The organism is Acinetobacter uliginosus, assembly GCF_044130295.1.
Taxonomy (GTDB): domain Bacteria; phylum Pseudomonadota; class Gammaproteobacteria; order Pseudomonadales; family Moraxellaceae; genus Acinetobacter.
In genome coordinates this window covers 24755-38635 of sequence record NZ_JBIQOC010000018.1, presented here as the reverse complement: position 1 = coordinate 38635, position 13881 = coordinate 24755, and the positions used below count along the sequence as shown (strand labels likewise).

The window sequence follows — 13881 nt, the reverse complement described above, 5'->3', positions numbered from 1 at the left end:
GGGGATGACCATTCAAGCATGAAATAGAAGGAAATCGTGATGAAACAAAAACTGATAATGACATGTGCGGCTTCAGCTTTGCTTAGTTTGACAGCGTGTGCCAGCCTGCAGAATGTTGATAATAAATGGTGTCCGCCGGTAGAAGCGGCTCCTGCACCAGTTGTGGTTCCACCAGCACCTGTACAGATGGAGCGTGTGGAACTGTCTGCGGATGCCCTATTTAAGTTCGACCGTTCCACTGTTGCGGATCTGTTACCTGAAGGACGCCGTCAGCTGGATGAACTGGCGAGCCGCATCAGTAATGGTTATGTACGGATTGAACAGATTCGTATTACTGGTCATACTGACCGTCTTGGTTCGGAAAGCTACAACCAGCGTCTGGGCCTAGCCCGGGCAACCACGGTCAAGGATTATCTGATGAGCCAAGGTGTGAATGTGGCGATGGAAGTGGCAAGTGCCGGTGAAAGTCAGCCTAAAACCACCAGTTGTGTGGGCAATAAGGCAACTGCAACACTGATTGCCTGTTTGCAGCCGGATCGCCGGGTAGAAGTTGATGTCACTGGTGTGAAGAAAGCAGAATAATTTAAGTGTTAATTGGGCCCGGGTGAAATCATCCGGGCTTTTGTTTATCTACAGTTTGTTTATTGTTGTGTAGAATTATTTTCTCATGCTGATGATGTTTATGTGTGAACAGCAGCCTCATTGCTACAGCAATTCTTCTTAATTTTCACTGAATAGATAGCTAGGGGATAGAATGATGCCATCTAGAGATATGAACCGTCTATCAGTGTTGATCAGAGTGCTTTAATCACCAACACCCCGATACAATAATTATAAATCTGCTACAATTGCGCCAATTTTAAGTTATCACTTCACTGGCTTGATACACATTGATACGTGTGTACAAAACGGTGTACATATTGAAGATTTTTCCTATGTTTAAAGAGCAACTCGCTAGAGAAGTCGCGACTCGCAGGACGTTCGCGATTATTTCCCACCCCGATGCCGGTAAAACTACCATGACAGAAAAACTGCTGTTATGGGGTCAGGCGATCCAGGTTGCCGGTATGGTGAAAAGCCGTAAGTCTGACCGTGCGGCGACTTCAGACTGGATGGAAATGGAAAAAGAGCGTGGAATTTCGATCACCACCTCGGTGATGCAGTTCCCGTTTAAAGACAAGATGATCAATCTGCTGGACACCCCGGGGCATGAAGACTTCTCGGAAGATACCTACCGTACCCTAACGGCGGTGGACTCTGCACTGATGGTAATTGACGGTGCGAAAGGGGTCGAGGAACGGACCATTAAATTGATGGATGTGTGTCGTATGCGTGACACGCCAATCATTTCTTTTGTCAACAAAATGGACCGTGAAATCCGGGAGCCTTTAGAGTTGCTGGATGAAATTGAAAACGTCCTGAAAATTAAATGCGTGCCCTTAACCTGGCCACTCGGCACCGGGCGTGATTTTGCCGGTGTTTATAATCTTCTGGAAGAAAAATTCTACGTTTATAAAGCCGGTTTTGGTTCCGTGATTACCGATATCGAAGTCCGTGATGGTTATGATCATGCCGATCTGCGTGAGAAAGTCGGGGAACTGGCTTGGGCTGCATTTGAAGAATCGCTGGAACTGGTACAAATGGCCAATGAGCCACTGGACCATGAAGCATTCCTTGCTGGTCGTCAAACTCCGGTCTTGTTCGGTACCGCGCTGGGTAACTTTGGTGTAGATCATGTACTGGAGGCTTTCAGCAATTATGCACCTGAACCTAAAGCACATCCGACCCAAGACCGTAAAGTAGACGCCACTGAAGAAGGTTTTACCGGTTTTGTCTTCAAGATTCAGGCCAATATGGATCCGAAACACCGTGACCGTATTGCTTTCATGCGAATCTGTTCAGGTAAGTACGAAAAAGGCATGAAAATGAAGCATGTGCGTATTGATAAAGACGTGCGCATCAGTGATGCCTTGACCTTCCTGGCCGGTGACCGTCAGCACCTAGAAGAAGCATGGCCGGGCGATATTATTGGTTTACACAACCACGGCACCATCCAGATTGGTGACACCTTTACTTCAGGGGAAAAACTACAGTTTACCGGTATTCCACACTTTGCTCCGGAAATGTTCCGCCGTGTGCGTCTGAAAGATCCATTGAAGTCGAAACAGCTACAAAAAGGTCTGAAAGAGCTTTCAGAAGAAGGTGCAACCCAGGTGTTCATGCCGCAAAACAGCAATGACCTGATTGTGGGTGCAGTCGGTGTGCTGCAGTTTGAAGTGGTCGCGTACCGTCTGAAAGAAGAGTATAAAGTAGACTGCGTCTACGAGCCGGTCAGCATCAATACCGTTCGTTGGGTATCTTGTGAAGATGAGAAGAAATTCAACGAATTCAAGAAAAAAGCCCATGACCAGTTGTCAGTGGATGGGGGCGGTCACTTGACCTATCTTGCACCAAGCCGGGTGAATTTGCAGCTGATGCAGGAGCGTTATCCGGATATCGTGTTCCGTAATACCCGTGAACACTAAGACAACCAGAAAACAGCTTCTTTATGAAGCTGTTTTTTTAGGGAGTTGATGACATTTCATCAATATGTATCGTCGCAAACATAGATGAAGTGTCAACAGACCCTGTGTAAAATTATTAAGATAAATGAATTGCTTGAAAAAAAGAGTGGTCAGCATGAACGGAAAACTCGGGGCTACATCCGTAATCATCATGGGGCTGATGCTCAGTGCCTGTGATGCTTCAAAACAAGAATCCAAACAACCTGATCAGGAACAGTCATCCACTTCGGTATTTAAAACCGAAAAGGCAGATGTCTTGCCGTATTTAAATATTCAGGAACAGCCGGCAAAAATTGCCTTGCCTTTTTGCGAAACCAAGAACTGTATAGACCTGAGTATTCAAACGGTACATACCGAAGATGCCTGGTTAAATGACTGGATTGCCAAGAGTCAAGCCAAGGTTATTCAAGATCAAATTGGCTTAAAACAGGACATGAGCCTGCAGCAGGCCGTAAATGCCTATGTGAAAAAGTCGGATGCCTGGCAGGCAAAATTTGCCAAAAATAAGCCCTATGAACTGTCAATGTATACCCGAATTGCCTATCAGCGGAACCAGTATGTGCTGATGCAATTAGGAGTTGACACGATGCAAGAAGAAATAAAAGTAAAAGAGCGCTATTATTTCTTTGTAGCTGACCGTAAAAAACACAAAGCGGTGACGTTGCTGGATATTCTGGAACCTCAGCAGCAAACCGCCATGAATAGTATTGTGCAGCAGGCTTATCAAAAATGGTTAAAGCAACAAAAGGCTGAAGTCAGACAGAAAGCGCCAAAGAAACTGTATTGGGGACAGGCAGACTGGTTCTTTGATCAGGAAGGGATCGGTTTGCATTATCGCACCCATGAAATTGTTAAAGATGGTGCCCAGCTGGATATTTATTTAACCAAAGAACAAACCAAGCAGATATTGAAAGCTGACGCTTATCAGCATATGTTTTAGTCATCGGTAATCAATCCAGATATTGAGTGAACGTCCATTTACCAGATTTAAGTTTATAGGTCAGATGATGCTAAAAAATAAAACGATCTTTACTCTCAGTGTTGTTGCGGCGGCAATTACCTTGAGTGCATGCCAACCTAAACAAGCTGAGCCTAAAAAAGAGGACAAAGTAGCCCAATCGCAAGCTGCTCAAGCCAAAGCTTTAACATTGGCAGGCGACACGGAAAAGCTGACTTTAAATTTGCCTGAATGTGATGGGAATAGTTGTCCTGAAATAAATGTCGAGCGTCTTTCCAGTAACCAGGCATTTATTGATGAATTTATTGATCAACAAGTTTTAAAGCAGCTGGATCAAATTTTAGATATTTCGCCGAAATTGTTGAAGACAGAGCAGCAGGCGACTACAGCAAGTGGAAATTCGAAAGATTTAAATCCAGCTCAGGCATCTGAAGCTGCTGCATCGGAAACTATTGAAACACCGAAACAGAAACTGGAAAAACAGGTGGCGCCTTATCTACAGACCTTTTTATCGCTGGATAAAGAACTAAAAGCCTTAAGTGCCAATCATCAGATCAGCCTGATGATCAAGCCGAAGATTCTCAATGCAGGCCAACCTTTGGCAACTGTGGTGTTAAATTCCAGCAGTTATCTGGGTGGCGCACATGGTTCATCCTCACAGTATTATTATAACTTTGATTTGAAAAAGAAAAAAATGGTCGAGTTGGATGATATTCTGGCGCCCAAGCAGAAAGCTGTACTGGAACAGAAAGCTCATGAAGAGTTTAAACGTTGGGTTATTGAGTCCAAGTTGGCAAATAGCGTTGAAGAATACGAACAGGCGTGGAAATTTACTTTATCGGACAATTTTTACCTATCCACTCAAGGTCTGATTTTGCAATATGGCGAATATGAAATTGGGCCTTATGTGGTGGGATTGCCACGTTTGACCATTCCTTATGAGCAGTTGCAAACCGTACTGAAGAAAGAGTACTTGCCTCCAGTTGAAGTCAAAAATGATGCTGCATCGGCAAGTGCACCTGTCGCAAATAAAGCCCGATCTTAATGTCTTATTCACTGTTTGATACCCATACCCATTTTGACGTTCCCGATTTCGATGCAGATCGCGAGCAACTGGCGCATGCGGCCAAAGCAGTTGGAGTAGAACGCCTGATTTTGATTGGTTTTGTTCAGTCACGTTTTCAGGATCTGCTTTACACGCAGCATTTTCTCAATCAATTAAAAGATGCTCCCCAAAGTTATTTAGCACCGGGATTGCATCCTGTTTATATTGAACAGCATCAAAATGCACATTTGGCCGCTTTAGAATCATTTTTGAAAAAGGAAGATTGTGTCGCAGTTGGAGAAATTGGTTTAGATAGCTTTTTATTACAGCACAAGCAGCCAGCCATGTTTCAGAAACAAAAAGATTTTTTTGCTGCACAACTGGAATTGGCGCAACAGTTTGATAAGCCAGTGTTATTGCATATCCGCAAATCACATGCAGAAACGCTGGCGATATTAAAACAGCAACAATTTAGCTTGGGGGGAATTGCCCATGCCTTTAGTGGCGGCATAGAAGAAGCCAAGGCCTTTATTCAACTGGGCTTTAAAATTGGCGTCACTGGGCAAATTACCAATCCCAATGCCAAAAAACTGCATCGCGTGGTTCAGGCTATAGGTGCTGAACATCTGGTCCTGGAAACTGATTGTCCGGATATGACACCCTTATGCTGTCAAAGTTCCACTGAACATCGAACTCGCAATACGCCAGTCAATTTACCTTATGTTCTGGATGGATTGGCACAATCGCTGAATCTGGATCAGGCTTTTCTTGCCGCACAACTCTGGCAAAACTCCCTGGATGCTTTAAAGTTGGCATCTTGAAAAATATTGTAAAAGCAGGTTTTATCCATCAGTATGGGTTTTTAATGGCATGTTTTGCCATGAATCGGTTTTGTTCTCTGACCGATATTTTATGCAATGTTGCAAAGATTCATTTTCTGTTCTTAAATGCGTTTTATACTAGGGCGTGTCCTCATTTCATTTAACGAAGCAAATTGCTTTGTATCTTGTTTAATAAATCAGCAATTTCTTCATTAAACATTCAATTTTAAACATCTAAATAGTCATTTTTTTGAGCTATTTATCAAATGAGGACAACCCCTAATTCAAAAATCTAAATGACAATAATGAGGGAATTATGCAAAGTAATAATCCTATTTTAACCCGGGTCGAAACCCAGAGTGATTTTAACCATGCCATGACGGTGCAAGGTGCCATTCAAAAGTCGGTGATATTGACAGTAATTGCTGCTGTAGTCGGTATATCACTCTTTTTATATAGCTTTCTGACCCTGAATATATCGATGGCTTATGCTGCCGCAATGGTGGGAGCGATTGGTGGATTTATCCTGGCACTCATCGTCACATTCAAGCCGAATACCGCCCCCACATTAGCCATTCCTTATGCACTGTTTGAAGGGGCATTTTTAGGGGGAATTTCGGTTGTATTTCAGCTGAAATTTCCAGGTGTTCCTTTACAAGCCTTGCTGGCAACCTTTGTTACCACATTGGTCATGTTTGGGTTATACCGCTTCCAGATTATTCGTGCCACAGAAAAATTTAAAGCTGTAGTGATGTCCGCTTCGATTGCCATTGCCATTGTATTTGTGGTGCAAATGGTTATGGGGTTGGCTTTTGGTTCTAGTATTCCCTATATTTTTGAAAGTAACTGGTTGGGGATTGGCTTTGCTGCCTTTGTCGCCGTGATTGCTTCTTTAAACCTTATACTCGATTTTGACCTGATCGAATCATCTGCGGCACAGTATGCGCCAAAAGCGATGGAATGGTTGTGTGGTATTGCCTTGTTGGCGACCTTGGTCTGGATGTATTATTCCTTCCTGCGCTTGCTGGGTTTATTACAAGGGGATGATTAATCCTTTTAACCAGGACAGCGAGCTAGATAGCACGATCAGTTCGGAAATGCTCCCCAATGGTGGAGCATTTTTTTTTGATTTTTACACAACATGTTAAAAAAAGGCGCATTATGCAATTTCGCAAATGCTTCAGACTTGGCATTATGCTGCTAAATTATTTTGAGTGAGATTCACATGGCACAAGGACTATTGGCGGGTAAGCGTTTTCTCATCGCGGGTATTGCAAGTAAATTATCCATTGCATTTGGTATTGCTCAAGCCTTGCATCGTGAAGGTGCTGAACTGGCATTTACCTATCCGAATGAAAAATTAAAAAAACGTGTTGATGAGTTTGCTGCACAATTCGGTTCAACACTGGTTTTCCCTTGTGACGTGGCGGTAGATGCTGAAATTGACCAAGCTTTTGCAGAATTGGCAAAACATTGGGATGGTCTGGATGGCGTGGTTCATTCAATCGGTTTTGCACCAGCACATACTTTAGATGGTGACTTTACCGATGTTACCGACCGTGAAGGTTTTAACATTGCCCACGACATTAGTGCATACAGTTTTATTGCCATGGCACGTGCTGCAAAACCTTTATTAAAAGTTCGCCAAGGCTGCTTGCTGACTTTGACTTATCAGGGTTCTGAACGTGTAATGCCAAATTACAACGTTATGGGTATGGCGAAGGCATCATTGGAAGCGGGTGTGCGTTATTTGGCATCAAGCCTTGGCGCAGAAGGCATTCGCGTAAATGCCATTTCGGCAGGTCCAATCCGTACTCTTGCAGCTTCAGGTATCAAGTCTTTCCGTAAAATGCTCGACCTGAATGAAAAAGTTGCGCCACTGAAACGTAATGTGACCATTGAAGATGTCGGTAATGCGGCATTGTTCCTGTGCTCACCTTGGGCAAATGGTATTACTGGCGAAATTATGTATGTTGATGCCGGCTTTAATACTGTGGGTATGAGCGCTGATTTAATGATGGATGGTGAGTAAATTCATCTAAAAGCTCCTCCCTTTTTTAAAGGAGGGTTGGGGAGGATTAAATTTATGGAAATTATAATCTAGATTTTTTAATCCCTCCCAGCCTCCCTTTATTAAAGGGAGGAGTAAAAGAAAGCCAATAAAAAAGACCGCATATGCGGTCTTTTTTATATCAGGTTGGCTTAAACAATTAAGCCTGGCCTTCAGCAGCGGCTGCTTGTGCACGCTGCATATTCGCTTCGAATTCAGCATCGAAGTTAATTGGTGTAAGCAGCAATTGCGGGAAGCTTCCTTTGGTGACCATGTCATTGACTGCTTCGCGTAAGAACGGGAACAGGATATTTGGACAATAAGCACCCAGAATATATGGCAGGCGTTCTTCTTCAACACCGTCAACCAGGAAAATACCGGCTTGAGTTACATCCACGATAAATGCAGTATCACCTGCATTGTTCGCTTGAACCACGACTTGTAATGACACTTCGTAATGCGTCGCATCAATTTTTTCTGCAGAAGAAGACAGGTTGATATTTAATTCAGGCTGCCATTCTTTAGTAAATACTTGTGCCCCAGGTACTTCAAAAGAAATATCTTTAGTGTAAATACGTTCTAGTGCTAATTGTGGTTGAGCTTGTTGTTCACTCATTCTTTAATCCTTAATATGAAGAGCTGACTTAATATAGGGTTAAGCCAATAGTTCGTTTAGTTTTCCTTCACGCTCTAAAGCATAAAGTTGATCAAAACCACCAATAAACTGGTCGTTAATAAAAATTTGTGGAACAGTACGATGGTTAGTGCGTTGCATTAGTTCCACACGTACTTCAGGCGCTTCGTTAGATAAGTTAATTTCTTTATAAGCCACGCCTTTACGCTCAAGAAGTTGCTTTGCGCGAATGCAATAAGGGCATACGGTGGTGGAATAAATAATTACTTCAGCCATTCAAAATCTCCAAGCGTATTATTTGCTTTTAATCAGGGGTAAGCCTTGAACTTTCCAGTTATTGATTCCACCATCCAGGCGGTAACTGTCAGCATGCCCCACTTGTTGTAATGCTGAGCCTGCGATTTGACCCAGGTTACAAATGAACACCAGTGGTCGATCGGCAGATTTTAACTCTTCAATATGACTACTAATCTGGCTATAGGGAATATTACGGCTACCGCTGATATGACCTTCACGGAAATCTTTGGCATCACGTAAATCAATCAGCATGGCATTTTTAGCTTTGACTAAAATACCTAAAGATTGTGGTGAAATTTTACGGCCATTGCGTTGTCCTTCTAAAATAAAGAACAAAACAACCAACACCCCGAGTGTTCCAAACAAGAAGGGGTGATTCCCCATAAATTCGAACCAACGTTCCACAAGTCACCTAATTACAATTTCAAAATTGCGTAGAGTATAGCCTATAAATATGGCGATCAAAATCACCGCTTCAAGGGCTAAGGGTTAAGAAAAATTAATTTTTTTGCTGCGCTTCAGTAATTTCATCCATTAAACGCAAATAACTGTCTAAACGGCGTTGCAAGATTTCACCAGATTGAGCGGCCTGACGCAAAGCACATTGCTTTTCATGTTTATGGGTACAGTTACGGAACTGGCAATGTCCCAGCAAATTTTCAATTTCAGGAAAGCCATGCTGCACTTTGGCCAGGTCCAGATGCCATAAACCAAATTCACGGATTCCCGGAGAGTCAATCAGTGCTGCACCTTCACCAAAGGCAATTAAACGGGTAGAGGTGGTGGTGTGCTGACCCAGCGCCGAGTTTTCCGAAATGATATTGGTTTTTTGCGCCGCTTCGGGAACCATGGCATTAATCAGCGAGCTTTTGCCGACACCGGACTGACCGACAAAGGCGACCGTTTCACCGGCTAGGCGTTTTGCCAGTTCAGTTAAATCGCCATCAGATTGAGTTTGCATCACTTCATAACCCAAGGCCTGATATTCTTTGACCAAGTCTAAAATCGGGTCATTTTCCTGAATTAAATCTGCTTTATTTAGTACCAGTAAAGCTGGAATTTCGGCATCGGCACAGGCCACCAGATAGCGGTCAATCAGGCTGGGGGCAACTTCCGGAAAAGAGGCAAACACAATCACAATCAGGCTGACATTGGCCGCAACAGGTTTAACCTTGTGATAACGGTCAGGGCGGGTTAGCAGTGATTTACGTGGATGAATGGCGGTAATAATACCGAGTCCGGTATTCGGATCGGCCTGCCATTTGACCCGGTCACCTGTGACCAGTGCTTCCAGATTGGTTCGGGTATGACAGCGCCATACACTGCCGACTTCGATCGGCTTCCAGAACGGTTCGGGTTCACCTGCTGCAACGACAGGTTTACTCGGGTGGTTTTCGGGTGTTGATAAGGCTTGCACTTCAAGTTGACGGCCATAATGTTGAACCACCAGGCCTTCTAAATCATTTGAAGTGTCGGGTTCTTCTTGACGTGTTTGATGCTGTTTCTGAATGCGACGTTGCTGCTGTTCAGTTAAACGACGTTTACGAATTAAAGCCATTCATATCCTAAAAAAAGCATGGACTAAGAATGGCAAAAATAGCATGAAGCGGGGTCGGAGTTACAGCCAAGTTGCAATAAATTTGCTACTATAGTCGTTTTTAAGCCCAATAAGATTGCACATTTATGAGCAGCACCCCTGATACCCGCCTGATTTGGATTGACCTGGAAATGACAGGTCTGGATACGGATAACGATCAAATTATTGAAGTTGCAACGATTGTGACTGACGATAACCTGAATATTCTGGCGGAAGGGCCGGTGCTGGCTGTGCATCAGTCGGATCGCGTACTAAATGCGATGGATGAATGGAATACGCGTCAACATGGACAATCAGGTCTGATCGAACGGGTACGCCGCAGTAAATTGACTGCACAAGATGCCGAACAGCAAACCCTCGAATTCTTGAAAAAATGGGTCAATCCAAAATCATCCCCGATGTGTGGTAACTCGATTTGCCAGGATCGCCGTTTCTTGCACCGTTTAATGCCGGAAATGGAACAGTATTTCCATTACCGTAACCTAGACGTCTCTTCAGTAAAAGAGCTGGCAAAACGCTGGCGCCCGGAAATTATGAGTGGCTTGAAAAAGAATGCCTCACACCTGGCAATGGATGACATCCGTGATTCCATTGCAGAGCTCAAATATTACCGTGAATATTTCTTTATCATGAATAAGTAACAGGATTCTTTCATCACGCTTTTTATTTCTCCCTCTGGGAGAAAAATAAAGAGGGTATAAACAGTGATGAAAGAGGACTGAACAGGGTTCAAAGAAAAAGAGGCGAAAGCCTCTTTTTTTATGTCTGCTACAGTTATTGAATGATGCGAAAGAGATAGATTATCGAATTGAGCCGGAATTTGATAAAATGCGTCGGTGTTTTTTAGCTGTTAGATGACGAATGACTGATCTTCCTGAAGATGATGAATATGAGCGCCGCTTTGCCGGGGTAGAAAAAATTTATGGAGATGAAGCTTTTCGTCAGTACGAACACAGCCATGTGATGGTGATCGGGATTGGCGGCGTGGGTTCCTGGGCGGTTGAAGCCTTGGCACGTACCGGCATTGCTGAGCTGACCCTGATTGATATGGATGTAGTCGCGGCATCGAATATTAATCGTCAATTGCCCGCCATGAGTTCGACCTTGGGTCGGGAAAAAATAGAAGTGATGGCCGAGCGCTGTTATTCAATTAATCCACGGATCAAAATTAACGTGGTGGATGATTATCTAACCCCGGACAATGTCAAAGAACTATTAGCAAATAAACCTGATGTGGTTCTGGACTGTATTGATGATGTCAAAGCCAAACTGGCTTTAATGCTGCATTGCCGTTTTAATAAAATTCCGCTGATTGTATCGGGTGGGGCTGGCGGAAAGCTGGATCCGTTAAAAATTCGGGTTGCCGATTTGTCTAAGACGGAACAGGACCCGATGCTGGCGAAACTGCGCAGTCAGTTACGTGCCAAAGGTATTTGTAAAAAGCCGAAAGAAAAATTCGGCATTACCTGCGTTTATTCTATAGATAATCCGTTCTCTAGCGCAGAAGTTTGTGCCAGTGCCGGCTTGCGCTGTGGTGGTTATGGCTCGGCAGTGGTGGTCACTTCAAGTTTTGCTATGGTAGCAGTATCAGAAGTGTTAAAAAAACTGGCACTAAAAAAGCCTAAAAAATTGCAATGACTCAATCACGATAAAAATTAGAAGCCCATAAAAAGATGAACTCGATGCGATTGGATCGGGTTCATCCAGATTTTGAAAGCTTATAAAAATTAAAGTCCAAAATAATAAGCCAATACACAAATCACAATAGTCAGCAGAATCAGTTTAATCACGCCCGATGTACCGACCTTGTGCGAGGTATGAGCAGGATGGCTTTTCACCTGTGGGGCAGTATGCGGAGTGCTTGGCGCACCATCTAGTGGATTGGCCACTTCAACTTTGGTCAATCGTGCGGATTGATAATGATTGGCAACTTTAACTATAAATTTTGCGGTTAAATCATCCAGTTTTTGCGAGAAATGGCGTAGATTTAGCTGCTCTTCTGCTGTCAGTTCACTGCCATCCGCATGATAGGGATGTTGCTGTTTTTGCTGAATATAACTGGATAATGCTTCCAGGCGATGCAGTGTGGTATGTGCATAATCCGCCTGATAATCGCTTGGCAGTAAAGGCAGATATTTACTCTCGGATAATGGGGAGCCATCGGCATTTTCCGTTGCAGTTTGCGGCATTCCATAATATGGAAAATCACGATTGGCAGGCTCGATAAAGCCCTGTGCAAACTTGCTGTCAAATAATTCGTTGTTGGTATAAATCTGAATGTCATCCCACTTCGGCTGCTGCAGATCGGCATCGATACGCTTTGCCAGTTTTGAATTCAGCTCGAAACGCCAGAAGGTTTCCTGACGACACTGTTCCTGTTGTGGCTTGGGCGCTGCATAGTCATGATCTGCGTTATACCACTCCGCCAATTCCTTGCCGAAAATCCAGGCCGTTTTCTTATTTTGTTCATGGCTGACAATAAAATGTGGAATGGCTAGCAGTTCAACATTGGCATTTGGATTCTGTTCATCATTGAGCAGGCTGGAACTGTGCAGGCTGATGCGCAGCGTTCCCTGTTTTTTTAGACCTTCCAACCAGATTTGAAAATGTTGTGCCAATAAATGTTGTGACAGCAGATCTCGGAAACGCAAATTGTGCTGGTTAAAAATGGCATGTTGTACCCAATGATTAAAGCTCAGATTCTGGCTGAGATATTCATTGCCATAGGTCACCAAAGTAAGCTGCTGTTTCCAAATCTGATCGAGTGCCATTGTTATTGATCTCATAGATATTGGCTTTATCTTATACTTTTTCTAAATATGGTTGCCAATCTAATTTTTCCTCTACAGGGAACTTCATCAATGCGCTTAAAAACTGTTAGAATATGGGGTTTTATTATATTTTTAAATTGTTGCTTTGAGAGTTACTATGTCACTGGAAGCCCTGACCACTGAAGCGCTCGCTGCGATTGCAGCAGCAGAGGACCTTGCTACACTCGATCAAGTACGAGTGCAATTTACAGGGAAGAAAAGCCAGCTCGCGGAACAATCCAAGGCACTGGGTAAAATGAACCCTGAAGAACGTAAAGTTTTCGGGGCAAAAATTCATGCTGTGCGTGAAGCCATCACTGGTGCATTAACCACACGCCAGGCCGAATTACAAAAAGCTGCACTAGAACAAAAACTTGCCAGCGAAACGATTGATATTACCTTGCCGGGTCGTGGTCAAAGCGTAGGCAGTATTCATCCTGTGACTCAAGTGCAAGAACGTATTTGCCAGTTCTTTACCAAAGCCGGTTTCACTGTTGCGACAGGCCCTGAAGTTGAAGATGATTATCACAACTTTGAAGCGTTGAATATTCCGGGTCATCACCCTGCACGTGCAATGCATGATACTTTCTATTTTGATGCCAACCACTTGCTTCGTACCCACACTTCAGGTGTGCAAGTGCGTACTATGGAAAAGAATCAGCCGCCAATTCGTATTGTCTGCCCGGGTCGTGTATATCGCTGTGACTCTGACCAGACGCATTCGCCAATGTTCCATCAAATTGAAGGTTTATACGTGGCTGAGAACACCAGCTTTGCAGAACTGAAAGGTTTGCTGGTGAACTTGCTGAACGAATTCTTTGAAAAAGATTTAACTGTCCGTTTCCGTCCATCTTATTTTCCATTCACTGAACCAAGTGCTGAAGTGGATATCATGGATGAACGCGGTCGTTGGCTAGAAGTTTTAGGCTGCGGTATGGTGCATCCGAATGTGCTTCAGGCAGCAGGCATTGATCCTGAAAAATATAAAGGTTTTGCGTTTGGTTTAGGTGTAGAGCGTTTTGCCATGCTGCGTTATGGCATTAATGATTTGCGTATGTTCTACCAGAATGATGTGCGTTTCTTACGCCAATTTGCTTAAGGCTTT

At 43.7% G+C, this 13881-nt stretch carries 15 protein-coding genes; 10 read left to right on the top strand and 5 right to left on the bottom strand.

The genetic code is table 11. The features are described from left to right. The first annotated feature begins 39 nt into the window (after window positions 1–39). The 7 genes from ACE01T_RS05845 to ACE01T_RS05815 all read left to right on the top strand — a co-directional run bounded on the left by ACE01T_RS05845 (window position 40) and on the right by ACE01T_RS05815 (window position 7420). The gene (locus ACE01T_RS05845) at window positions 40–582 is read left to right on the top strand and encodes an OmpA family protein (RefSeq protein ID WP_180044048.1); all 543 of its coding nucleotides are present in this window, start codon (window positions 40–42) and stop codon (window positions 580–582) included. A 353-nt stretch (window positions 583–935) separates the two neighbouring features. Continuing rightward, entirely contained in the window at window positions 936–2525 is a 1590-nt protein-coding gene (locus tag ACE01T_RS05840) for a peptide chain release factor 3 (RefSeq protein WP_180043844.1), read from the top strand. A 154-nt stretch (window positions 2526–2679) separates the two neighbouring features. Next, window positions 2680–3504 (top strand): hypothetical protein, encoded by an 825-nt coding sequence (locus ACE01T_RS05835; RefSeq protein ID WP_180043842.1) that lies wholly within the window; start codon window positions 2680–2682, stop codon window positions 3502–3504. Between the two features lie 67 nt (window positions 3505–3571). Further along, window positions 3572–4567, top strand: a complete 996-nt coding sequence (locus ACE01T_RS05830) for an RsiV family protein (RefSeq protein WP_395518910.1) — start codon at window positions 3572–3574, stop codon at window positions 4565–4567. Next, window positions 4567–5388, top strand: coding sequence for a TatD family hydrolase (locus tag ACE01T_RS05825; protein WP_395518909.1), 822 nt, complete (start codon window positions 4567–4569; stop codon window positions 5386–5388). Before ACE01T_RS05830 ends, ACE01T_RS05825 begins: the two co-directional genes overlap by 1 nt. A gap of 316 nt (window positions 5389–5704) precedes the next feature. Then, window positions 5705–6439 (top strand): Bax inhibitor-1/YccA family protein, encoded by a 735-nt coding sequence (locus ACE01T_RS05820; protein WP_200223698.1) that lies wholly within the window; start codon window positions 5705–5707, stop codon window positions 6437–6439. A gap of 174 nt (window positions 6440–6613) precedes the next feature. After that, window positions 6614–7420, top strand: a complete 807-nt coding sequence (locus ACE01T_RS05815) for an enoyl-ACP reductase FabI (RefSeq protein ID WP_086197475.1) — start codon at window positions 6614–6616, stop codon at window positions 7418–7420. A gap of 178 nt (window positions 7421–7598) precedes the next feature. Here the strand turns inward: ACE01T_RS05815 and secB are convergent, their stop codons facing one another. The 4 genes from secB to rsgA form a co-directional block, all read right to left on the bottom strand. Then, window positions 7599–8054: a protein-export chaperone SecB gene (gene secB / locus ACE01T_RS05810; RefSeq protein WP_395518908.1), complete on the bottom strand. Its 456-nt coding sequence runs from the start codon at window positions 8052–8054 to the stop codon at window positions 7599–7601. A 39-nt stretch (window positions 8055–8093) separates the two neighbouring features. Continuing rightward, the gene (gene grxC, locus ACE01T_RS05805; protein WP_086197473.1) at window positions 8094–8348 is read right to left on the bottom strand and encodes a glutaredoxin 3; all 255 of its coding nucleotides are present in this window, start codon (window positions 8346–8348) and stop codon (window positions 8094–8096) included. Between the two features lie 18 nt (window positions 8349–8366). Continuing rightward, window positions 8367–8774, bottom strand: coding sequence for a rhodanese-like domain-containing protein (locus ACE01T_RS05800; RefSeq protein WP_092820866.1), 408 nt, complete (start codon window positions 8772–8774; stop codon window positions 8367–8369). A gap of 94 nt (window positions 8775–8868) precedes the next feature. After that, window positions 8869–9927, bottom strand: a complete 1059-nt coding sequence (gene rsgA, locus ACE01T_RS05795; protein WP_180080905.1) for a small ribosomal subunit biogenesis GTPase RsgA — start codon at window positions 9925–9927, stop codon at window positions 8869–8871. 125 nt (window positions 9928–10052) lie between these two features. Between rsgA and orn the strand changes: the two genes are divergently transcribed. Beyond that, on the top strand, window positions 10053–10607 hold the full coding sequence (gene orn / locus ACE01T_RS05790; RefSeq protein WP_086197470.1) for an oligoribonuclease: 555 nt from the start codon (window positions 10053–10055) through the stop codon (window positions 10605–10607). A 220-nt stretch (window positions 10608–10827) separates the two neighbouring features. Next, window positions 10828–11604, top strand: a complete 777-nt coding sequence (locus tag ACE01T_RS05785; RefSeq protein ID WP_180080907.1) for a tRNA threonylcarbamoyladenosine dehydratase — start codon at window positions 10828–10830, stop codon at window positions 11602–11604. A gap of 89 nt (window positions 11605–11693) precedes the next feature. On the opposite strand, the gene ACE01T_RS05780 is transcribed toward ACE01T_RS05785, so the two are convergent. Then, on the bottom strand, window positions 11694–12737 hold the full coding sequence (locus ACE01T_RS05780; protein ID WP_180080909.1) for a hypothetical protein: 1044 nt from the start codon (window positions 12735–12737) through the stop codon (window positions 11694–11696). A gap of 157 nt (window positions 12738–12894) precedes the next feature. Here ACE01T_RS05780 and pheS point away from each other — a divergent pair, with 157 nt between their 5' ends. Beyond that, the gene (pheS, locus tag ACE01T_RS05775; RefSeq protein WP_180080911.1) at window positions 12895–13875 is read left to right on the top strand and encodes a phenylalanine--tRNA ligase subunit alpha; all 981 of its coding nucleotides are present in this window, start codon (window positions 12895–12897) and stop codon (window positions 13873–13875) included. The last annotated feature ends 6 nt before the right edge of the window (window positions 13876–13881 follow it).

Excerpts from the sequence above, each read along its gene's own strand:
- ACE01T_RS05840 (WP_180043844.1), top strand. The coding sequence starts at position 936 with ATGTTTAAAGAGCAACTCGCTAGAGAAGTCGCGACTCGCAGGACGTTC.
- ACE01T_RS05845 (WP_180044048.1), top strand. The coding sequence starts at position 40 with ATGAAACAAAAACTGATAATGACATGTGCGGCTTCAGCTTTGCTTAGT.
- ACE01T_RS05820 (WP_200223698.1), top strand. The coding sequence starts at position 5,705 with ATGCAAAGTAATAATCCTATTTTAACCCGGGTCGAAACCCAGAGTGAT.
- ACE01T_RS05780 (WP_180080909.1), bottom strand. The coding sequence starts at position 12,737 with ATGGCACTCGATCAGATTTGGAAACAGCAGCTTACTTTGGTGACCTAT.
- ACE01T_RS05830 (WP_395518910.1), top strand. The coding sequence starts at position 3,572 with ATGCTAAAAAATAAAACGATCTTTACTCTCAGTGTTGTTGCGGCGGCA.
- orn (WP_086197470.1), top strand. The coding sequence starts at position 10,053 with ATGAGCAGCACCCCTGATACCCGCCTGATTTGGATTGACCTGGAAATG.
- rsgA (WP_180080905.1), bottom strand. The coding sequence starts at position 9,927 with ATGGCTTTAATTCGTAAACGTCGTTTAACTGAACAGCAGCAACGTCGC.
- ACE01T_RS05825 (WP_395518909.1), top strand. The coding sequence starts at position 4,567 with ATGTCTTATTCACTGTTTGATACCCATACCCATTTTGACGTTCCCGAT.
- ACE01T_RS05815 (WP_086197475.1), top strand. The coding sequence starts at position 6,614 with ATGGCACAAGGACTATTGGCGGGTAAGCGTTTTCTCATCGCGGGTATT.
- secB (WP_395518908.1), bottom strand. The coding sequence starts at position 8,054 with ATGAGTGAACAACAAGCTCAACCACAATTAGCACTAGAACGTATTTAC.
- ACE01T_RS05835 (WP_180043842.1), top strand. The coding sequence starts at position 2,680 with ATGAACGGAAAACTCGGGGCTACATCCGTAATCATCATGGGGCTGATG.
- ACE01T_RS05785 (WP_180080907.1), top strand. The coding sequence starts at position 10,828 with ATGACTGATCTTCCTGAAGATGATGAATATGAGCGCCGCTTTGCCGGG.
- pheS (WP_180080911.1), top strand. The coding sequence starts at position 12,895 with ATGTCACTGGAAGCCCTGACCACTGAAGCGCTCGCTGCGATTGCAGCA.
- grxC (WP_086197473.1), bottom strand. The coding sequence starts at position 8,348 with ATGGCTGAAGTAATTATTTATTCCACCACCGTATGCCCTTATTGCATT.